General features: G+C 67.9%; 13 protein-coding genes. 5 read left to right on the top strand and 8 right to left on the bottom strand.

The features are described 5' to 3' along the window. Window positions 1–18: 18 nt before the first annotated feature. Both AC07WJ_RS35375 and AC07WJ_RS35370 read left to right on the top strand, forming a co-directional pair. Window positions 19–1,137, top strand: a complete 1,119-nt coding sequence (locus AC07WJ_RS35375) for an MraY family glycosyltransferase (protein WP_494939432.1) — start codon at window positions 19–21, stop codon at window positions 1,135–1,137. After that, complete coding sequence (locus tag AC07WJ_RS35370) at window positions 1,134–2,051, top strand: NAD-dependent epimerase/dehydratase family protein (protein WP_494939431.1); 918 nt, start codon at window positions 1,134–1,136, stop codon at window positions 2,049–2,051. Before AC07WJ_RS35375 ends, AC07WJ_RS35370 begins: the two co-directional genes overlap by 4 nt. 7 nt (window positions 2,052–2,058) lie before the next feature. Here the strand turns inward: AC07WJ_RS35370 and AC07WJ_RS35365 are convergent, their stop codons facing one another. The 7 genes from AC07WJ_RS35365 to AC07WJ_RS35335 all read right to left on the bottom strand — a co-directional run bounded on the left by AC07WJ_RS35365 (window position 2,059) and on the right by AC07WJ_RS35335 (window position 9,008). Further along, entirely contained in the window at window positions 2,059–3,495 is a 1,437-nt protein-coding gene (locus tag AC07WJ_RS35365; protein ID WP_494939430.1) for a mannose-1-phosphate guanylyltransferase/mannose-6-phosphate isomerase, read from the bottom strand. A 114-nt stretch (window positions 3,496–3,609) separates the two neighbouring features. Beyond that, entirely contained in the window at window positions 3,610–4,929 is a 1,320-nt protein-coding gene (locus AC07WJ_RS35360) for an O-antigen ligase family protein (protein WP_494939429.1), read from the bottom strand. A gap of 27 nt (window positions 4,930–4,956) precedes the next feature. After that, the gene (locus AC07WJ_RS35355) at window positions 4,957–5,706 is read right to left on the bottom strand and encodes an SDR family NAD(P)-dependent oxidoreductase (RefSeq protein WP_494939428.1); all 750 of its coding nucleotides are present in this window, start codon (window positions 5,704–5,706) and stop codon (window positions 4,957–4,959) included. Next, window positions 5,706–6,983 carry a beta-ketoacyl-ACP synthase gene (locus tag AC07WJ_RS35350; RefSeq protein ID WP_494939427.1) on the bottom strand — a complete coding sequence of 426 codons (1,278 nt, stop codon included), beginning with the start codon at window positions 6,981–6,983 and terminating at the stop codon, window positions 5,706–5,708. The genes AC07WJ_RS35355 and AC07WJ_RS35350 overlap by 1 nt, the downstream gene beginning before the upstream one ends. An 11-nt stretch (window positions 6,984–6,994) precedes the next feature. Beyond that, window positions 6,995–8,197 (bottom strand): beta-ketoacyl-ACP synthase, encoded by a 1,203-nt coding sequence (locus tag AC07WJ_RS35345; RefSeq protein WP_494939426.1) that lies wholly within the window; start codon window positions 8,195–8,197, stop codon window positions 6,995–6,997. Window positions 8,198–8,224: 27 nt separating this feature from the next. Then, a complete protein-coding gene (locus tag AC07WJ_RS35340; protein ID WP_494939425.1) occupies window positions 8,225–8,698 on the bottom strand; it encodes a 3-hydroxyacyl-ACP dehydratase FabZ family protein in 474 nt (157 codons plus the stop codon). Between the two features lie 28 nt (window positions 8,699–8,726). Next, the gene (locus tag AC07WJ_RS35335) at window positions 8,727–9,008 is read right to left on the bottom strand and encodes an acyl carrier protein (RefSeq protein WP_136958665.1); all 282 of its coding nucleotides are present in this window, start codon (window positions 9,006–9,008) and stop codon (window positions 8,727–8,729) included. A 305-nt stretch (window positions 9,009–9,313) separates the two neighbouring features. Here AC07WJ_RS35335 and AC07WJ_RS35330 point away from each other — a divergent pair, with 305 nt between their 5' ends. Beyond that, window positions 9,314–10,336 carry a zinc-binding dehydrogenase gene (locus AC07WJ_RS35330; protein ID WP_494939424.1) on the top strand — a complete coding sequence of 341 codons (1,023 nt, stop codon included), beginning with the start codon at window positions 9,314–9,316 and terminating at the stop codon, window positions 10,334–10,336. A 14-nt stretch (window positions 10,337–10,350) separates the two neighbouring features. Next, window positions 10,351–11,265, top strand: a complete 915-nt coding sequence (locus tag AC07WJ_RS35325) for a lipid A biosynthesis lauroyl acyltransferase (protein ID WP_494939423.1) — start codon at window positions 10,351–10,353, stop codon at window positions 11,263–11,265. A 267-nt stretch (window positions 11,266–11,532) separates the two neighbouring features. Here the strand turns inward: AC07WJ_RS35325 and AC07WJ_RS35320 are convergent, their stop codons facing one another. Then, complete coding sequence (locus AC07WJ_RS35320) at window positions 11,533–11,967, bottom strand: Rrf2 family transcriptional regulator (protein WP_494939422.1); 435 nt, start codon at window positions 11,965–11,967, stop codon at window positions 11,533–11,535. 150 nt (window positions 11,968–12,117) lie between these two features. Here AC07WJ_RS35320 and AC07WJ_RS35315 point away from each other — a divergent pair, with 150 nt between their 5' ends. Further along, window positions 12,118–13,113, top strand: coding sequence for an alpha/beta fold hydrolase (locus tag AC07WJ_RS35315; RefSeq protein WP_494939447.1), 996 nt, complete (start codon window positions 12,118–12,120; stop codon window positions 13,111–13,113). Window positions 13,114–13,230: the final 117 nt, after the last annotated feature.

Raw genomic sequence — 13,230 nt, 5'->3', positions numbered from 1 at the left:
AGGTGTCGCCGCCGGCCCTTGCCGCCGCGCGCCGGCGCGGCTAGTCCAGGAGAGACTCCTCCAGGCCCGGCTGAAGGGACGCTCGCCATTTTCACGTTCGATCTCGCGACCTTCTCGGCCTATGCGGCGGCCATCGCGGCGGTCCTGACCTGGGCGCTGATCGCCCTGTCGCGCCCGCTGCTGGCGCGGCTGGCCCTGGCCAGGCCCAATGCCCGCTCGTCCCATCGGGTTCCCGTGCCGCAAGGCGCCGGCCTCGCCATGCTGGCGGCGGCGCTGGTCGTCGCGCTGATAGCCTATGGCTTCAGGCCCGACCGCCCGGTCGGCTGCCTTGCGCTCGCAGCGCTCGGCCTCGCCATGCTCGGCTTCGCCGACGACATCCGGCCGCTGCGCTGGCGCCTCAAGCTCGGCCTGCAGGCGCTCTGCTGCCTGGTGGCCGTGGCCGGCCTGCCGGCGAGCCTGCGCCTCCTGCCGGCCGAAGCCCTGTTCTGGCCCGAGCGCCTGCTGATGGTCTTTGTCCTGCTCGCCATGGTCAATATCGTCAATTTCATCGACGGCATCGACGAGATCACAGCGGCGCATGGCGCGCCTGTCTTTGCGGCGCTGGCGCTCGCCGGTCCGCTCGCCCTGGTCGGCGCGGCGACCAGCCTGCCTGCCGCCGTCGGTTTCGGCGCGGTCGCCGGCTTCTGGCTGTGGAACCGGCATCCCGCGCGCATTTTCCTCGGCGATGCCGGCAGCCTGCCGCTCGGCCTTCTCATCGGCTGGCTGGCGCTGCGCGCCAGCGCCGAAGGCGCCCTGGTGGCCGGGCCGCTGCTGGTGCTCTACCCGCTGACCGATGCGGCGGTCACGCTCCTGCGCCGGTTCCGGCGCGGCGCCACGCTCGCCGAGCCGCATCGCGACCACGCCTATCAGCATGCCGTCGATGCCGGCGTGCCGGTGCGCCGGGTCGCCGCCACGGTGGCGCTGGTCGCCTGCGCCACCGCCGTTCTGGCCCTGGTGAGCCTCGCCATGCCGCATCCGCTGGTGCAGGCCGGCTGTCTCGTCGTCGGCTTCTGCTGGGTCGTGCCGCCGATCATCGGCTGGTTCAGGCGCAAGCCGGCCCCGGCCCCCTCCCCGGCACCCGCCGGTCGCGCGCCGTGAAAGTGCTGGTGACCGGCGCGAGCGGTTTCGTCGGTGCCGCCATTGCCGGTGTCCTCAGCCGTCGGGGCTATGCCGTGCGCGCGGGCACCCGCGATCTGGCGCGGATCGCCGCCGGTCCGGGCATCACGCCCTGGGCCCTGCCCGATCTCGCCGCTCCGGTCGACTGGCGCCCTCATCTCGACGGGGTCGACGCGGTGGTCCATGCCGCTGGCCTCGCCCATCAGCCACCCGGCGCGGACGAAGCGTCGATGCTCCGCCTCAATGCCGACGCCGCCGGCGAACTCGCCACGGCCGCGGCCGCCGCCGGCATCGACCGCTTCGTGCTGATCTCCTCGATCCGCGCGATCACCGGTGCGGCCGCCGGATCGGTGCTGGCCGAAACCGATATGGCCCGGCCAACCGACCCCTATGGCCGCTCCAAGCTCGCCGGCGAGCACCTGGTGCGCGAGGCGTTGCCCGCGGCGGTCATTCTGCGGCCGCCCGTCGTTCACGGTGCCGGCGCCAAGGCCAATATGGCCCGGCTGGCACGGCTCGCCCGCCTGCACCTGCCCTTGCCGCTCGGCGGCCTCACCGGCCGCCGCTCGGTGGTCTCCGACCGCAATCTGGCAGCGGCGACGGCTTTTGTCCTGACCACGTCGCAAGCGCGCGGCGAGCTGTTCCATGTCGACGATGGCCGGCCGCTGACCTTGCCCGAAATGATCGCCGTCATGCGCCGGGCGCTCGGTCGCGGCCCAGCCTTGTTCAGCCTGCCGTCCGGGCTTGAACGGCGCCTGATGCGCCTCGGCGCGCCGGCGTTCCACGACCAGCTGTGCTGCGATCTCGTGGTCTCCAGCAGCGCCCTCGCCGCCGCCGGCTGGACGCCGGAGGAGCCGAGCACCGACGGTCTTGCCCGGCTGGTCCGCGCCGCCCGCTAAGGCCCCGTCAGACCCGCTTGTAATCGTCCTCGGAGCGGACGATGTCGTCCTCGCCGAGATAGCTGCCCGACTGCACCTCGATCAATTCGAGATCGATCCTGCCTTCGTTGGACAGGCGGTGCCAGGCGCCGAGCGGAATATAGGTGCTCTCGTTCTCGCGCAGGATCTTCGAGGTGCCGTCGACCTCGACGGTCGCCGTGCCGGTGACGCAGATCCAGTGCTCGGAGCGGTGGAAGTGCTTCTGCAGCGAGAGCCGCGCGCCGGGCTTCACCACGATGCGCTTGACCTGGAAACGGGTGCCGCGATCGACGCCCTCATAGGAACCCCAGGGACGGAGCACCCGGGTGTGCTCATCGGCGAGCCGGCGCGTCGTCTCGTCGCCCCGCAAGCTTGCGACCAGCGTCTTCAGCTCGTTCGCCACGCCGCGGCGGGCGACCAGCACGGCATCCTTGGTGGTGATCACGGCGACATCGTCGAGGCCGATCACCACCGTGTGGATGTCCTCGCTCGCAACATAGGAATTGCGCGTGTCGGCCAGCGACACGGCGCCGCGCACGGCATTGCCGGCGTCATCCTTGGGCGACATCTCCCACAGCGCGTGCCACGAGCCGAGATCCGACCAGGCATAGTCGGCCTCGATCACGGCTGCCCGGTCGGTGCGCTCCATCACGGCATAATCGACCGATTTCGCCGGCGATGTCGCGAAGATCTCACGGTCGATGCGCTCGAAGCTGATGCCGCCGGCCCGGTCGACCTGGATCGCCGCGGCGACCTTGGCCGCGACATCGGCGATCGCCGGCTCGAACCGCCGGAGCTCGCCCAGGAACACATCGGCACGGAACAGGAAATTGCCGGAGTTCCACAGATAGCCGCCGGCGACGAACTGTTCCGCCGTCACCGCATCCGGCTTCTCGACGAAGGCCGCCACCATGCGCACCCGGCCGTCCATCATGTCGCCCGGCCGGATATAACCATAACCGGTGGCGGCGTGAGACGGCTTGATGCCAAACGTGACCAGGGCCCCGGCCTCGGCGGCATCGAGGCCTGCCCGCGCGGTCGCGGCGAAGGCGGCGCTGTCGGTCACCAGGTGGTCGGCGGCGAGCACCAGCATCACCGCATCCGGATCATGGGCGCGCAGCAGTTCGGCGGCGACCGCGATCGCCGGTCCCGAATCGCGACGCATCGGCTCCAGCATGATACGGCCGGTGACCCCGGCCCGGGCCAGCTGGTCGGCGACCAGGAAACGGAAATCCTCGCCGGTGACGACCACCGGATCGGTGAACACCGAGCGGTCGGCGACCCGCGCCAGCGTCTCTTCGAAGGTCGAGCGCTCGCCCAGCAAAGGCAGGAACTGCTTGGGATAGGCCTCCCGCGACGACGGCCAGAGCCGTGTTCCCGCGCCGCCCGACAGGATCACCGGAACGATCCGCTTCTGAGCCGTCATATGCCCCCCATCCCTTCTCGAAAACCGCCTGTCCTGGCTATCGACCTAGCGGCAATGCAAATGTGACGCCAGTCCGTTCGCGGGAAATGGTCAACGCGGCCGCCGGCCGGCCCATCAGCCCGTCACCCGGCTTCTGGGCGCGGCCAGCGATGGCCGCGCGAACGCGGTCTGGCTGGTCGCCGCCTGATAGACCCCGACCAGCAGCACCAGGAAGGCCGAGACGAACACCGTGTTCATCTGGTCGTGGCTGAAGATCAGGTTGGTCATGCCGAAAATGGCATAGCCGCCCGACAGCATGATCGCGAAGGCGACGCGGTCCCGGTAGCGCCCGTCGCGGATCGAACCGATCGCCACGACGACCGGGGCGGCCAGCAGCAGCAGCAGCGCGCCAAGGCCGATCAGGCCCCGTCCGACCGCCGTGGTGATGAATTCATTGTGCAGGTGGCGATAGGGCGGCACGTCGAAACCGTCCTTGGCCGCCCTGCGGCGCACTTCGTCGACCGCGTTCTGGCTGCCATAGCCGAACAGCGGGCGCGCCAGGAAGGCCTGCGCGCCATAGGTCCAGAGGATGGCGCGATGCGCCGTGCTCTCATCGGGGCTATGCACCGCCTCGCCGGTCTCCAGCGAAGACTTGAGCGCGACGAAGCGGTTGGACACCTTCGCGGCGAGGCCGAGGCCGACCACGGCCGCGCCGACCACCGCCAGCACCAGGCTTGCCATGGCGGCGTGGCGGCGGATCATCGGCCAGAGATAGATGCCCAGCGCCAGCACGATCAGCGGCAGGGCGAGCAGCGCCCCACGCGTTTGCGACAGCAGGCAGGCGCCGAGGCCCGCCCCGGCGGCGACCACGGCAAACAGCTTGTGCCGGGGCGGCAGCCTGCTGAGCCCGACGAGCGACAGGCCGGCCGCCAGGATCGCCACGTCGCCGAAGGGAATGGCATTGGCCATGCCGGCGGTGGCACGCCCGTGGCCGAGGCAAAAGACTTCGATGAGCGAATAGATCAGGGCCGCGATGGCGCCGGCCCGTATGCCGTGCAGGAACAGGTCGAAAGCATCGACCCGCGGCGTCTGCACCAGCGCGCCGACCAGCACGGTGAAGGCCAGGAAATGCAGGGTGGTGCCGACATCCAGGAGACCGGCGAGCCGGTTGGGGAACAGCAGGGGAGAAATGAGCGCGACGCCGAAATAGGCGAGGCAGACGAGGCAGCCGAAGGCGGTCGACGGCGGCCAGACCCAGCTGAGCCGGCCGGTCAGCCAGAGCGCCGAAACATAAACCGCGCCGGCGAAGAACCAGAGCGTCGCGAAACTGCCGAGCGGCAGCGGCAGAAATCCCAGCAGCGGCGCGAACAGGAAGGCCGCGCGGTTGGGATCATTGATGGTCGCACGGCACCAATGGGCCACGCGCGCGGCGGGAGAGCACTTCGGCCGATGCATCGATTCCTGTCCGGCTCAGCGCCGCTCTCAGCGCGACAGGCCCATCGACGCGGTCAGGCCGCCGTCCATGGTCAAGGTCGCGCCGGTGAGATAGCCAGCCAAAGGCGACAGAAGATAGGCAACGAGACCACCAATCTCTTCGGGCCTGGCAAAGCGCCCGGCCGGGATCTGGCTTTCCATCTTGTCGCGATAATCGGCATATTTGGTCATCATGTCGGTATCGACGAAGCCAGGTGCAACGACATTGACGGCGACGCCGCGCTTGGCGCTCTCGATCGCCAGCGTGCGGCAATAGGCGGCAAGCGCCGCCTTGGAGGCGCCATAGGCGGCATTGCCCTGGTTTGAACGCTCCGCCGTCACCGAGCCGATGGCGACGATGCGACCGGTGCGCGCCCGCATCATCGGCCGGATCAAGGCCGAGACCAGCCGGGTGAAGGCGAAGAAATTGATCTGCATCACCGCTTCGGCCTTGGCCTGGTCCATCACCGCGGCCAGCTGGTCATAGGGCTGACCGGCATTGTGGACGAGACCGTAATAGGTTTCGCCCTGTTCGAGTTCGCCGACGAAGGCATCCACCGCCTGCTTGTCGGCGAGATCGAGCACCCGCGCCACGACATCGCGCGCCGGATGGGCCGCCTTGACCTCGGCGATCAGCGCTTCGGCGGCGGCTCCCGACGAGCGCACCGTGAAGGTCACGTCGTGACCGGCCTCCGCCAGGGCCCGGACGATGGCGGCGCCCATGCCCTTGGCGCCGCCGGTGACCAGGACGCGGCCCATCACGCCGGTTCCCTGGCGAGCACCAGGCAGACGTTCTGGCCGCCGAAGCCGAAGGAATTGGAAATGGCGCGGCTGACCTCGGCCTTGCGCGCGACATTCGGCACCACGTCCATCGGGATCGCCGGATCGGCCACCTCGTGGTTGATGGTCGGCGGAATGACGCCGCGGGCAATGGTCATCAAGGTGAACACCGCCTCGATCGCGCCGGCCGCCGACAGGGTATGGCCGATCATCGACTTGTTCGACGACACCGCGACGGATTTCAGGTGCTCGCCGAACACGGCGGCCAGGCCGACATATTCCATCTTGTCGTTTTCCGGCGTCGACGTGCCATGGGCATTGACATATTGCACGTCGGCCGCGGTCACGCCGGCATCCTCCAGCGCGTTGCGGATGCAGCCGATGACCGGCGCACCGTCCGGGCTCGAGCGGGTGCGATGGAACGAATCGGCCATCTCGCCGCAGCCCTCGACGACCCCCAGGATCGTGGCGCCACGCGCCTTGGCATGCTCGTAGGATTCGAGCACCAGGGCGCCCGCCCCTTCCGCCATGATGAAGCCGTCGCGGTCCTTGGAGAATGGCCGCGCCGCAGCCGCCGGCTTGTCGTTGCGTGTCGACAGCGCCGACAGGAGCGAGAAGCGCACCAGCGATTCCTGGTTGGCCGAGCCGTCGGCGCCGATCACCAGGGCGGCCGCGGTGTCGCCACGGCGAATGGCTTCCACCGCCAGCTGGATCGCCGTCGCGCCGGTGGCGCAGGCGGTCGAGACCGAGATCGGCGCGCCCGACGTGCCGAAGCGGTCGGCCAGTTCATCACCGACGGAGGCGAACAGGAAGCGCGTCTGCATGCGCGAAAAGTCTTGCGACGCCGCGCCCCTCAAGAGGTCGGTATAGGTGATGCCGTCGTGTTGACCGGAAGCGCGTGCCAGCTCCTGGCGCTGCGGCCATTCCATCTCCACCGGCGGCATGCCGAGAAACAGCGGCCCCGGAAAGGCGCCGTCGGTGCCGATTCCGGCTTCGGCCACGGCCTCGTCCGCGGCCAGCACCGCCATCTTGGTGGTCAGGTCGGGCGCATTGTCGAAAGGCACGAAATCGACCGTGCCGGCGATCGTGGTGCGCAGGCCTTCCACCGGAAAGCGGGTGATCGCATGAATGCCGGACTGGCCGGCGGTCAGCTTGGCCCAGTTTTCTTCCTTGCCCTGGCCGAGCGAGGTGACCACGCCCATGCCGGTGACGACCACCACCGGGCGGCCGTGCTTGTCTTTCATCGTGGCAGCCATGTCAGCCTCCGTCAGACCGCTTCGACCAGGCCGAGACCTTCGCCGCGCCAATGGCCGACCGAGGTCACGACCGCCTGTTTCACTTTGCGCGTCATTGCCGCTTCATCGGTCGAGCCGCCGACCGGCGGCACCGCCGCGCCGCGCGCCACCATCATGGCGGCAAGCGCGACATTGGCCGGGAAGGTCGCCTCGACGCTGTGGCCGATCACCGAGCCGGTGGCCCGGGTCGGCACCCGCCGCTGATCCAGGAGGTCGCGCTCGATCCTGACCGGCCCGGCGACGCCGGTGGTGCCCGACACGACGACCGTCGCGCCGGGGATCAGTTGCGGCGAGATGGCGTTCCACTGCACCGCCAGCGAATGCTCGGCCTGGCCGTCCTTGCGCGCGGTGCGGTCGGAGGTCACCGAGGTCAGCCTGGCGATCGGCTTGGCGCCGCGCTTCTCGGCATGTTCGCGGGCCTCGATGACGAGGAACGCGCCGACCGAACCGAGGATGGTACCGCCGCCATCCTTCTGGCGGCCCCACACCGGCGCCCAGGGCTTGGTCCAGTTCATATGGCCGAGCTCGAAATGCAGGATCGTGTCCGGCCGCTCGGCCGAATAGGCGCCGCCGACCAGGAACAGGTCGCCCTGATTGGCATGGCAGCGGGCCAGCGCGACGCGCACCGCGTCGACGCCGGCCATTTCCTCGCCCATGAAGGTGCGCGACGAGCCGACCACGCCGTGGACGATCGAGATATTGCCGGCGAGCAGGTTCGACAGCTGCGCCAGGAACAGGGTCGGCCTGAGATCGTTCATCAGCCGTTCGTTGAGGAACGGCCCGGGCGTGTTCGAGGTCTCCAGGCCGGTCAGCACCTGGCCGTCGACCGCATAATCGCGCTCGCCGCCACCGGCGGCGACCACCATATGCATGGCCGACAGGAGGTCCTTGTCGCCCTTGATGCCGGCATCATCGAGCGCGAGACCCGCGGCATAGGTGCCGAGCCGCTGCCAGGCTTCCATCTGGCGGCGATCGCCGCGGTCGGGGATCTGCTTGATCACGTCGATCGCGGCCGCCGGATGCACGTGATAGGGCGCGTGGGTGGTCGAATCGAGCTTCAGCCAGTCGTCCTGTCCACCGCCGAGAGCCGCCCAATGCGCGTCGAGCCCCTCGCCGAGCGCCGTGACAAGGCCGATCCCAGTGATCCAGGCCTCGCGTTCCCGGGCAATCGACATCAAGCACTCCTCATTATCGCATCGTCGTCAGGCCGCTTCGAGTTTCTCGAACGGAAATTCCAGGCGCTCGCCCCACTCGCGGATCATCTTGGCGAATTTGGGATCGGGAAACGTCTTCACCGCGAACTTGATCTCGGCTTCCGCGACCTTCTTGCCCTGGCGGGTAATGAAAGCCTTGGTCACCGCATAACCGGAGCCGTCGCCGATCAGGTGGGCGGTGACCTCGAGCGCCGTCGAAGGCGGCACGAAATCGCGCATCTTGGCCGAATTGGTGCCGACCAGGAACGGCATGGCCGTCAGCTTGTTGAGACCGAGAATCAGCCAGCCCGACGTCTGGGCCATGGCCTCGATCATCAAGACGCCCGGCAACAGCGGAAAGCCCGGGAAATGGCCCTCGAACACGGGGCTTTCCGCCGGCACGTCGGCCGCGGCCGTCAGTGTCTTCGCCTGCGCGTCGAACGAGACGACGCGCGTGATCATCTGGAAATATTCAAGCCGCATGGGACGCGGGTCTCCGGCGCTGACCGGGTCAGGCGCTTTTGGCGGCGACCAGTTCGTCGATCTTCGAGCAGAGCGCGCCGAGCACGAAATAATCCTCGGTCTTGGCCTTGCCCTCATTGACCTCCTGCGTCCACTTTTCCAGCGGCAGCTTGATCCCGAACGCCTTGTCGATGGCGAAGGCGATATCGAGGAAGTCGAGCGAATCGATCCCCAGATCGTCGATCGCGTGGCTCTCCGGCGTGATCTTCTCGAGCGGAATATCGCAGGTTTCCGAGATGATCTTCGAGACGGCTTCGAAGGTGGACGACATTATCAGGGGTCTCCGTGCGGCCGCCATCCGGCGAACATGGTGCGAGACAATAGGCGACGTTTGCCCGCGAAGGGCATCGTTTAGCATTCGGGCCTGCTATAGAGGACCCGATGCCGGTCATCAACCCTTTGTGCTGCCGGCCAATACCCATAAGTTGACGTTCTCCCGCATGACGAGCGGCGTCACCGCCGGGGTTGCGGGAGGCGGGCGAGTTGACGCCGCCCGCCCCGCCCTTTAGGCAGCGCCACTCGTTTTCAATGAGCGCGGTGCGCTTGGGAAAGCCGATAGGATTCAAGGAGAACCTGATGCGCGCGCTCCGCCTCCATGGTGACCGCGACCTTCGCCTCGAGGAGATCGAGGATGCGCCGGCGCCCGCCGCCGGCGAGGTCCGGATCAAGATCGCAGCCGTCGCGCTGAACCATATCGACGTCTGGGGCTTTCGCGGCATGGCGTTTGCCAAGCGCAAGATGCCGCTGGTCGCCGGCGCCGAGGCCTCCGGCACGATCGACGCGGTCGGCGAAGGCGTCACCCGCTTCAAGCGCGGCGATCCGGTCGTCATGTTCGGCGCCAAGACCTGCGGCACCTGCGTCTATTGCCGCTCCGGCCGCGATAATCTCTGCGAGAATGTCGGCGGTGTCATGGGCTTCCACATCGACGGCTTCGCCTGCGAATATGTCACCATGGAAGAACGCCTGGTGGTGCCGGTGCCGGCGGGCGTCTCGCTCAGCGACGCGGCGACCGCGGCGATCACCTTTTCCACCGTCGAGCACATGCTGTTCGACAATTGCAAGCTTCAGCCGGGCGAGACCGTGCTGGTCCAGGCCGGCGGCTCAGGCATCGGCACGGTCGCCATCAAGGTCGCCAAGGCGCTCGGCTGCACCGTCATCACCACGGTCGGCGACGACGAGAAAGCCGAGAAGGCCAAGGCCATCGGCGCCGATCACGTGATCAACTACCGCACCGAGCGCTTCGAGGGCGTGGTCCGCAAGATCACCAAGAAGAAGGGCGTCGACGTGGTGTTCGAACATACCGGCGCCGACACCTGGAACGGCTCGCTTCTGTGCATGAAACGCGGCGGCCGGCTCGCCACCTGCGGCGCCACCTCGGGCGCCACGGTGCAGATGAACCTGATGCAGCTGTTCCAGCAGCAATACAAGATCCTCGGCTCCTTCGGCGCGCCGATCCGCGCCATTGCCGACGGCCTGAAGCGCATCGCCGACGGCGTCACGCCGGTCATCGATACCGAATTGCCGATGGATCGCTTCAAGGAGGCGCTCGACCGCCTGGAGAGCCGCAAGGTCTTCGGCAAGATCCTCGTGAAGATCTAGGGGCGGCCGGGCTCTTGGTTCGCTGGCTTCGCCACAACTATCCCTGGGCCATGCTGCCACTCGACTGGGTGGTCGGCATGATCGTGCTCGCCGGCCTCAAGCTGGTGCGTTCGCTCGGGCCTGATCGCGCCAGCGACCTCGGTGGCTGGGTTGCGCCGCGCATCGGCCGCTTCATCAAGGCCAACCGCATCGGCCAGGCCAACCTGAAAGCGGCCTTTCCGGAGAAATCCGAGGCCGAGATCCAGGCCATTCTGCATGGCGTCTGGGAAAACCTCGGGCGCACCGCCTGCGAATATGCCTGCATGGACGATCTGTGGGATTTCGATGCGGCCCGCCCCAACCAGGGCCGCGTCGTCACCGACGACGTGCCGCTCTACGAGCGGCTGCGCGACGACGGCAAGCCGGCGATCTTTTTCGCCGCCCATCTCGGCAATTGGGAAATGCCGGCGGTCGCCGCCGCCGCCCACGGCCTCGACATGACCGCGCTCTACCGCATGCCGAACAATCGCTTCGTGGCGCGCGCCATCCAGAAGATCCGCGGCCGCACCATGGGCAAGATGGTCGCCTCGGGCGGTTCGGGCGTGCTGCAGCTCGTCCGCGAGCTCGAGCGCAACAACCATATCGGCATGCTCATCGACCAGCATCTCCAGCGCGGCGTCGACGTGACCTTTTTTGGCCGCCCGGCCAAGGCCAATCCGACGGCTGCCAAGCTCGCCCGCGAATTCGACTGCCCGGTCCATGGCGCCCGGGTCATCCGCCTGCCCGGCAATCGCTTCCGCCTGGAAGCGACCGAGGAAATCGTCCTGCCACGCGACGCCGAGGGCCGAATCGACGTCAAGGGCGCCATGCAGGTCATGACCGATGTCGTCGAGGGCTGGGTGCGCGAGCATCCCGAGCAATGGCTCTGGCTGCATCGGCGGTGGCGCTGACCGCGGATCGGCTGTTCACAGCAATCGTAACGAATTGTTGCTGACCCTATGGACAAATTTTAAGGGTGTATTAGGATTTGTCGCATCGTCCACAGCGCTGACCGGCGATCATGTACGACCGAAGGATACATGTCCCGATCGACCGCGCCATCGCTTTCGAGCGACCGGCGGGAACCTGGCGCGTCGCGCTGGTGATCAGCATAGGGCTGTGGGGCCTGATCGCAACAGGCTTTGTCCAATGGCTGGGCAGCTAGCAGGGGCGCCGGATCACCCCCGCGCGGCCTCGTTTGCGCCGGCAACATTCGCCGCGATATCAGCCACGGACAGGTGGCCCAGCCGGTCCAGCAATGTCGCCTCGGCGGCGCGAAACGCCTTGTCGAGAGAAACGTTGACCGCCCGCTCCACGGGACAGGCGGGATGATCGACCGCCAGCCCGATGGCGAGCACATCCGGCGCGCCGAGGGCGCGGTGAACATCCAGTAGCGTCAGCTCTTCGAGCCTGCAGGCGAGCGTCCAGCCGCCATGATGGCCACCTTCCGACGTGACATAGCCCTGCTCCCGCAGGCCCGCCATCACCCGCCGCACCACCACCGGATTGGTATTGAGCATCAGCGCGATCGTTTCTGAAGTCGTGCTGCCGCCACGCAACCGCATGTGGATCAGCACGTGCAGCATGCGGGACAGACGATTGTCCTTCCTCATCGAACGGCTTTCCTTCGCGCTGGCCGGCCAAGGCGATTGCGCAACTTCCTGAGTTGCGGATGATTGACTCACGTCCCTCGCGTAACATATGAAGTTGCGCAAGTGCAATCGTCGCTGCGGAGCCGCGATCGCCGCCGGATCGGAAACACCATGAACCAGCTGAGGCACCGAACGGTCGAAGCGAACGGCCTGAGCATGCACATTGCCGAACAGGGCGAAGGCCCGCTTGTCCTGTTGTGCCACGGCTTTCCCGAGACATGGTATTCATGGCGCCATCAGCTCCCGGCGCTTGCCGCGGCTGGGTTCCGCGTGGTCGCGCCGGACCTGCGCGGCTGCGGCGCGACGGCCGGCCCGCCGGAGATCGACCGCTACACCCTCCTCCATCTGGTCGGCGACATGGTGAGCCTGCTGGACGCGCTCGATGCCGGGACCGCCGTCATTGTCGGCAATGACTGGGGTGCGACGCTGGCCTGGCAGGCGGCCTTGATGCGTCCGGATCGCTTCCATGCGGTGGCGGCCTTCGGCGTCCCCATGATGGGGCCGCCACCCATGGCTCCCGGCAAGCTCTTTCCGCAAACCGAAGAGGCGTTGTTCTACACCCTCTATTTCCAGGCACCCGGCGTGGCCGAGGCTGAGTTCGAACGCGATATCCGCATGACGCTGCGCAAGATTCTCGTCGCCGCGTCCGGAGACGCGGGGCCGCGCCAGGCAAATGACGGCACGCCCAATCCGTTCGGCATGGTCTCCCGTGCGCAGGGCCTGCTCGCGCCGCTGCCGGACCGAGCCGCCCTGCCCGCCTGGCTGACCGAGGCAGACCTGGACGTCCTGGAAAAGGCCTTCAGCGCGCGCGGCTTTCGCGGCGGCCTCAATCTCTACCGAAACCTGGATCGGAACTGGGAATTGCAGCGGAGCCTCAATGGCCTGCCCGTCACGGTGCCGGCCCTGTACATGGTCGGCGAGCGCGACGCCGGCCTGGGCATTCCCGGCATGCGCCAGATCATATCCGACATGCCGCACCTCGTGCCGCGGCTCACCGGGACGATCGAGGTGCCCGGCTGCGGCCACTGGATCCAGCAGGAGCGCCCCGACACGGTCAACGCAGCCTTGCTGCGGTTTCTGGCGGACCTTGCTCCGCGGACCCCTTAGGTCATGCGCATGTCGCGGGTCCACGGGCTTCAGGCCTTGCCGCGCTCCCGCCGACCAGCCTCCCGTGACGCACTCTTCCCGCCTCGCCTTCGCCCCCTTAAGAAAGGCGGGTTGGTC

It is taken from the genome of Phreatobacter sp. GW821-FHT04C01 (assembly GCF_059420385.1).
The sequence above is the reverse complement of the archived record's forward strand: the minus strand, read 5'-3'. Positions and strand labels throughout refer to the sequence as shown.

What these genes read in the sequence shown, in the direction of transcription:
- AC07WJ_RS35365 (WP_494939430.1), bottom strand. Translation starts at nt 3,495, where the DNA reads ATGACGGCTCAGAAGCGGATCGTTCCGGTGATCCTGTCGGGCGGCGCG.
- AC07WJ_RS35360 (WP_494939429.1), bottom strand. Translation starts at nt 4,929, where the DNA reads ATGCATCGGCCGAAGTGCTCTCCCGCCGCGCGCGTGGCCCATTGGTGC.
- AC07WJ_RS35355 (WP_494939428.1), bottom strand. Translation starts at nt 5,706, where the DNA reads ATGGGCCGCGTCCTGGTCACCGGCGGCGCCAAGGGCATGGGCGCCGCC.
- AC07WJ_RS35350 (WP_494939427.1), bottom strand. Translation starts at nt 6,983, where the DNA reads ATGGCTGCCACGATGAAAGACAAGCACGGCCGCCCGGTGGTGGTCGTC.
- AC07WJ_RS35345 (WP_494939426.1), bottom strand. Translation starts at nt 8,197, where the DNA reads ATGTCGATTGCCCGGGAACGCGAGGCCTGGATCACTGGGATCGGCCTT.
- AC07WJ_RS35340 (WP_494939425.1), bottom strand. Translation starts at nt 8,698, where the DNA reads ATGCGGCTTGAATATTTCCAGATGATCACGCGCGTCGTCTCGTTCGAC.
- AC07WJ_RS35335 (WP_136958665.1), bottom strand. Translation starts at nt 9,008, where the DNA reads ATGTCGTCCACCTTCGAAGCCGTCTCGAAGATCATCTCGGAAACCTGC.
- AC07WJ_RS35330 (WP_494939424.1), top strand. Translation starts at nt 9,314, where the DNA reads ATGCGCGCGCTCCGCCTCCATGGTGACCGCGACCTTCGCCTCGAGGAG.
- AC07WJ_RS35320 (WP_494939422.1), bottom strand. Translation starts at nt 11,967, where the DNA reads ATGAGGAAGGACAATCGTCTGTCCCGCATGCTGCACGTGCTGATCCAC.
- AC07WJ_RS35315 (WP_494939447.1), top strand. Translation starts at nt 12,118, where the DNA reads ATGAACCAGCTGAGGCACCGAACGGTCGAAGCGAACGGCCTGAGCATG.